This is a genomic window from Okeania sp. (assembly GCF_983059655.1).
On record NZ_CEZPJD010000449.1, the window covers coordinates 1 to 6,324 of the forward strand.

Genomic DNA, 6,324 nt, shown 5'->3' on the forward strand with positions numbered 1-6,324 from the left:
ATAATCTTATTTGACCGTATTTTTACAGATGTATTTCGAGCTTAACTCTAACCGTCGGTTGGGTTGAGAGAACGTTAGTTGACATTTGTTCGTAAAACAATTATCTTTCATTTAGAGAGCAAAAAATAAATGTCCCCTCTCTAGTGTCCAAAAAGAAAACAGAATTAACACTTTAGTCGGATTGAATTCCGGCTATCAAGGGGGATTTAATTTTTGCAAAAACATCATCTAAAACTATGAAAGGAATTTTTTATTGCAACTCTGTGCTTTCCTTTTAGGCGCATGCGGACTTCGCAATGTCGCCGATGTAGAGTATTCAGAAGCATAACAAAGGGCAAACAAGACTAGATAATGAGACAACAGAAAGGTTTAGGTAGAATATCACTTTTCTTAGCAGTATGCGGTGGTGCTGACGCGCGAATCCTTGAAAAAGCTTATTCTCAAGGTAGTACGTATACTTGGATTGGTGTCGGAATTGTACTCATTACCTTTTTTGGGGGAGTGAGTGGTGGATACGCTCTGTTCACTGTTTTTGAGAACTATTTAGCAGCTTGTCTCGGAGGGGTTGGTTTTGGTCTTAGTCTCGGATACTTAGACCGTTCTATCATCTCAAGTATTCGCAAGAAGGAAAAACCCCATTTTCTTGAGAGGCTCTTCAGTCCCGTATTTTCAATAATGAAACTTTTAATCTCTGCGGGCATAAGTATGATAGTGGCAACACCTCTACAGGTGAAAATTTTTGAGCAGCCAATCGAAGAGAAACTTGAAGAAATCAGGGTTCAAAAAGTCGCTCTCTTTAGGAAAGAGTTGGAGGAACCTAGTCTGCCTGAAATCGAAAAGTTAGAGCAGGAGAAAGCTCAATATCAGAAAGAAATTGACAAGCTCCGGGCACGAGCTGATGCGGCCAGCGATAACTTTTCCCAGGAAGTCGATGAAGGAAATACAAGTATTGGTCGCAATCGCGGTTTTGGTCCTGTTGCACAACAGTTGAAAAGAATAGAAGAACTTAGAAAACAAGAGCGCGATATAGGCGTGAATAATGCAAATCTAGAGATAGAAAAAATAGAGCGGGAAATTGCGTCAATTAAGTCAGAGATAAACCGAAAAGTTGCCAATTATGACAACACAGTTAAGGAGTCAACAGATATACTTTCTCGATTGAATGCACTGTCCAGCATCGAGCAGTCAGAAATCCCTCTCTTCCTAGGTATGGGAGTTGTTGCACTAACAGGTAGGGCTATTGTCCTGTTTTTTGTTGCATTGGACGGAACAACCATCGCCGTAAGATTGTTGTCGCCACGTACTCCTTATGATGAAATATTGGAGGATGAAGAGAAGAAAAATGTCAAGTTCAGTAAGGAGCTAGAAGAAAAAATTTTTGAAGCGGAAATTGAAAATTCAAGAAGAGAGATTGAGAATGAACGGAACATAAGAAGGAAGCGTGCGGACATAAACCAAAAGTTTGAACTGGAAAAGGTTGCAAAAAGTGCGATATATCTGCAAAAACTATTGGATGCCGAGCTGAAGCAAAAAGAAATGGCAGCTAATAAGTTGTCAGAGATTTTGCAGAAGGAATTCGATGAGAAGCTAGGCTCTAAGAAGCTGAGTCTTGAAGAGCAGAGAAACTATTTATTGAACATCATAAAACCGGGATTTAATACTGACTTTTCTTTAGAAGAGTTCCTTAATACTGGTAAATCGAAAAAAAAAACGCCCAAGTTGAATAATTTATCGACTGGAGCTTCTCGTTCACTAGCTAACCTTCAATCTGCTCTAATCGGCTCATCTCATCTTTCTAAATCAGCATCTGGAATAGCGAAGAAGTTACTCATTCCAGCTTCAAAGGGGCTTATTGCCACAATTTTGATGTTAGCGAGGGGTATCATGCTGTCTCCGACTATAACGAAGTTCTTAATCGGTTCTGTCGTATCTGTCGTAGGACTATTAATGTTGGCAACGTTTGCGATTGTGGTAGAAGTAGTTACAGTCTCTCGCCGGTATGATCCTCGATATATTCCGTACCCAGACAATATTAACTCTCCAATAATTCTTGATAGAAATGGAAAGCGAATAATACATAAGTACGCTCATGTACTTGAGAAAGAAAAAACATTCAAGGAATTTCCAGAGAGCCTGGTTGATACTGTGTTGGTTTCTGAAGATAGGGCTTTTTTCGATCACTCGGGTGTCAGCGTTCGGGGCACTGCCCGTGCGTTCCTCCAAACTCTCAAAGGAAATCCGCAAGGCGGTAGCACAATAACTCAGCAGACCGTAAAAAAACTATTGATCGAGCCATATTTTCAAGATAACTTTGGCAAGGATTTCGATAGCTGGAATTCATTGCAGAAGAATCTGAGTAGCTTGAGGCAAAAGATCCATCAGATAATCCTGGCTATGATGCTCGAGAAGCATCACTCTAAAGAAGACATCCTTAGTGCTTACCTTAATCGGATATATATCGGTAACGAACACTTCTTGGATGACGTTGCTGGTAAACCTAAAGGAAGGATATTTGGGTTCCCTGAAGCCTCAAAGATTTACTTTAGTAAGGACATAGGGGAAATTAGTGTTGCAGAGTCTGCATTTCTTGTATCCTTACTGCCAGCTCCTAATCTTCCCTATGACCGTAAATCTTGCAAGCTGGATAGAAGCTTCAAAAGTGAGGAGGAATGTCTTGAATATATAAAGGGAGCAAGGGACGAAAGAATTGAACAGCTTCTTAAGGAGGGGAAAATAACAGAAGATGTTAGCAAGGAAGCTCAAGGCATACCAATGGATGATTGGGTGCAGTTGAGTACAAAGAGCAAGCCAGATCGCAAAGAGCCTCCTGGTACAGCCCCAGATTTTCAATCATTTGTAGAGGACGAACTGTTTGATATCCTGAAGGAAAATAACCTCAATACTGACGGGCACTATATTGTGGAGACGACATTGAATATTCAGAGCCAATCAGATGCTCAATATCTTCTCGATAAACACATCAGAACGGAGGGTGAGGCGGATGGATACAATTACGGTAGTATTGTCAGCTTGGATGCAAATGATAGCTCTATTCTCGTGATGGTAGATGGAACGAGTGACTCTTCTCTACTAGGTCACATAGACTCTAGTCGCAAGTACTCCCAAGAACGTATGAATAGACGGCTGGCATCAACTTTCAAGCTGTTCATATATGCTGCTGCGCTTGAAGATGGAGTGATAGGGGTCAAAGATTATGAAGAGGCTTTTGCCCGATCATGGAACCCAGAGGCTGTGTTAATCGCCTCAGAGGTTGGAGAAGAAAGAGTTCTAGACTTGGCAGAAAAATCTAGGATACGAGGCGCGTACAAAAATTCGGATTACGAGACGGTTAAGCAGCAGTACCAGGAGGCAGACAATAAATCTAAATTTATCGAACTGGGCTTAGTAGAGTCGAATTTACTGGATATCACCAACTCGTTCGCAATGATAGCTAATGAGGGCAGCTTAAACCATCCCTACTCAGTTGTGAGAGTAAGAGATGCGAACGGATGCGACATTAAGGACTTGCAGACATGTGAGGTTATCTATAGCAGAGAGAAAACCATGCGAAAGGCTTCTGAAAGTGTACTGAAACCTGAGACAACTGAAGGGGTTTGGGAACTGCTCCAGTCTGTTGTAGATTTTCCGAAAGGAACTGCCAAGGAATCTGTCACGAGTGACTTCAGCTCGTTTAATGTCGGGGGAAAAACAGGGACATCAACGAAGAGCAAAGATCTGTGGTTTGTTGGCACAGCTATAAGTCAAAGCACCTTGGATGAAGATATCAGAATTTCAACCGGGGTTTGGCTTGGCGTCTGTGCCTTACTGCCAAATTCAAGTCCGTATAGTGAACCGGGATGTAAATCAAGTGGTAGCAGTTCAGATGCGGCAAAACTATGGAATGACTATATGCATAGGACTCTGAAATGAATGGTCGATTTTTATCTACTTCCACATCCTGAGGTATTAATTTAGCCCCTAAACTTACCCAAGTTCACTCAAAGGTTGTAGTCAAAAGCGGATAAAAGTTGGACTTTTCGGCTTCAGCTTCTGTTGAATTGTTTGGTGGGGGTAAGACACGGGGACACTGAGACACGGAGATAGGGGGAACAGGCAAAAGACATATCAAGAGCTTAAAACTCAGATAACGCCATATTTTTCCTTCTTTCTTCTTCCTTCTGCAATATTACAAATTCAAGAAAATATTAGCAGCTTCATCTAAATTTTTCCCAAAAGAAATTATCCCATCTTCGTGACCTGCCATTACTAATATTTTTTCTACTCCTAATTTCTCTTCATCAAACAAACGAAATATTTCTTTTGCCATTTGTGGAGTACCATAAGGTACTTTTTGATTAGAAGTAGGAACCTTATACATAAGTTCTTGCCAAAGCTGAGAATTATGAATATGAATAATACCCATAATTTCTGGTTGATAATAATAGATAGCAGCATGAGTTAAAGATTCAGAAGAAGCTTTGACAGGTCCGCAACAAGTTAGGCTATTTTCCTCAATATTAAAATCAGTAACTACCGTGTAATATTCTGGTCCTAAAATTTCTAAATGGGCGGTTTGAGTGCCAGTAATAATAAATTGATTTGAGTCATTTATTCTCTGACTGACATTACCAAAACCAATGCCATTTTCATAAGCACCAATTAATCCTAACGAGTACATAAAATCTCGCTTTTTCATTAAATCAGTAATGCTATAGCTTGCCACAGGTTCCTCTTTAACCCAATGACATTGATATTTTATTACTCCCTCATCCATAACCATAAATTTAATAATGAAAAATAACAGTTAATGTAGGTTTTGTTGGGTTGCGCTTCCGCTTAACCCAACCTACTATAATCATAACTAATGAGCTGGCTTAATTTTCCGCAGGAACGAAATTTAATGCTTGACCATTCAACTGAGGAAACTCAATAAATACATCTATCAAGTCACCTGTTGCGCCATCAAAACGAACCACACTACCAGTACCAGTGCTACTAGCATAGAGATTACCATCAGGTCCAAAACCCAACCCTCTTGGCGCATCTAATATTGGCACTCCCTCTGCATCCACGCCAGCATCAAGTACATCTAACAACCCTCCTGTCTCAACATCATACACGCGGACAGTGGCTACCGAATCATCCTGGCCAAATGGAAATTCACTGCTGACATAGATATTGCCATCCAAACCATTAATCACATCTAGAGGACTTAATTCAGGGTCATTGACAAAATTAGGATTCAATACCTGACCTGTGAGACCATCATATTGAATGACTGTACCACCGCCACCACCTGTTGCTGGATCGGCACCATTTCCTAAGTAAAAATTGCCATCGGAACCAAATACAAAACCTCTGGGAAAATCTACTAATTCTGAGGGAATAAACTCATCAATAAAATCTCCAGTTTCACCGTTGAAACGTACAATTGAACCTAGCGATCGCGCACCTACATAATAATTATTATCTGGTCCAAAAACGGCACCACCACCATTTAATTCGGGAAATTCTATAAATGTTTCAATGAAGTTTCCTGTAGTGGCATCGAAGCGTAAAACATTGTCATTTCCACCATTAATTAAAACAGTATTAGACTCATCAATTTCTTGTACAATATCCCTGGGGTCAGTTAATCCTCCACCATTAGGAAATTCACCAATTAATCGACCAGTTAAACCATCAAAACGAATGGCTGCATCATTACCATTATTAGCTGCACTGGTGACAACTACATCAAATATTGTGCCGATAAAATTTTGGGAAAATAATCTATTTTCAGCAATACCAAAATTAACAAAATGTTCGATGGAAGTTAATAAATTTTGTTGAACTGCATCAGCAACATCTGGATTTGTTTGGAGATAAATATCGGTATTAAATTGAGAATTAGGATCGCGATTTTCAAATTGACCAACTTGAATAAAATGTTGAATTGGAGTAATTGAGTTTTGTTGTACTAAGGCAGCAACATCTGGATTATTGGTTAAATAAAAGTTAGTATCAAAAAAAATACTGGGGTCTCGCCCTTCAAATTGACCGAAGCGAATAAAGTGGTCAAAACCGCTTTGTACGATGCCATTATTTACTGCTTCTGCAATTTCAGGGTTAACATCTAGATAAAGGTTTTCATCAAATAAATCACTAATTTCTAGCATAAGTCATATATTTATTCAGGATATCTTAGCTATTAATGCACAAGTCTTTATTATTTGGCAAGTTTTTGTATTTTCTTGCTTTTGAGTTAGCAAAAATTGAATAATTTTTGGGGAGATTTTCCTCTGTTTATGAGTTGCTTGGAAAAATTCAGCAAGTTCTATTTAG

The 6,324-nt window shown here is 39.5% G+C and carries 3 protein-coding genes; 1 reads left to right on the plus strand and 2 read right to left on the minus strand.

Going from position 1 to position 6,324, the window contains the following annotated elements; genetic code table 11:
* Window positions 1-351: 351 nt before the first annotated feature.
* Window positions 352-3,930 (plus strand): DUF4407 domain-containing protein, encoded by a 3,579-nt coding sequence (locus AC3DU7_RS21580; RefSeq protein ID WP_488041359.1) that lies wholly within the window; start codon window positions 352-354, stop codon window positions 3,928-3,930.
* 256 nt (window positions 3,931-4,186) lie between these two features.
* On the opposite strand, the gene AC3DU7_RS21585 is transcribed toward AC3DU7_RS21580, so the two are convergent.
* Both AC3DU7_RS21585 and AC3DU7_RS21590 read right to left on the minus strand, forming a co-directional pair.
* The gene (locus AC3DU7_RS21585) at window positions 4,187-4,780 is read right to left on the minus strand and encodes a class II aldolase/adducin family protein (RefSeq protein WP_488041360.1); all 594 of its coding nucleotides are present in this window, start codon (window positions 4,778-4,780) and stop codon (window positions 4,187-4,189) included.
* 94 nt (window positions 4,781-4,874) lie between these two features.
* The gene (locus AC3DU7_RS21590; RefSeq protein ID WP_488041361.1) at window positions 4,875-6,158 is read right to left on the minus strand and encodes a Vgb family protein; all 1,284 of its coding nucleotides are present in this window, start codon (window positions 6,156-6,158) and stop codon (window positions 4,875-4,877) included.
* Between the last annotated feature and the right edge of the window lie 166 nt (window positions 6,159-6,324).

What these genes read in the sequence shown, in the direction of transcription:
- AC3DU7_RS21580 (WP_488041359.1), top strand. Translation starts at nt 352, where the DNA reads ATGAGACAACAGAAAGGTTTAGGTAGAATATCACTTTTCTTAGCAGTA.
- AC3DU7_RS21585 (WP_488041360.1), bottom strand. Translation starts at nt 4,780, where the DNA reads ATGGTTATGGATGAGGGAGTAATAAAATATCAATGTCATTGGGTTAAA.
- AC3DU7_RS21590 (WP_488041361.1), bottom strand. Translation starts at nt 6,158, where the DNA reads ATGCTAGAAATTAGTGATTTATTTGATGAAAACCTTTATCTAGATGTT.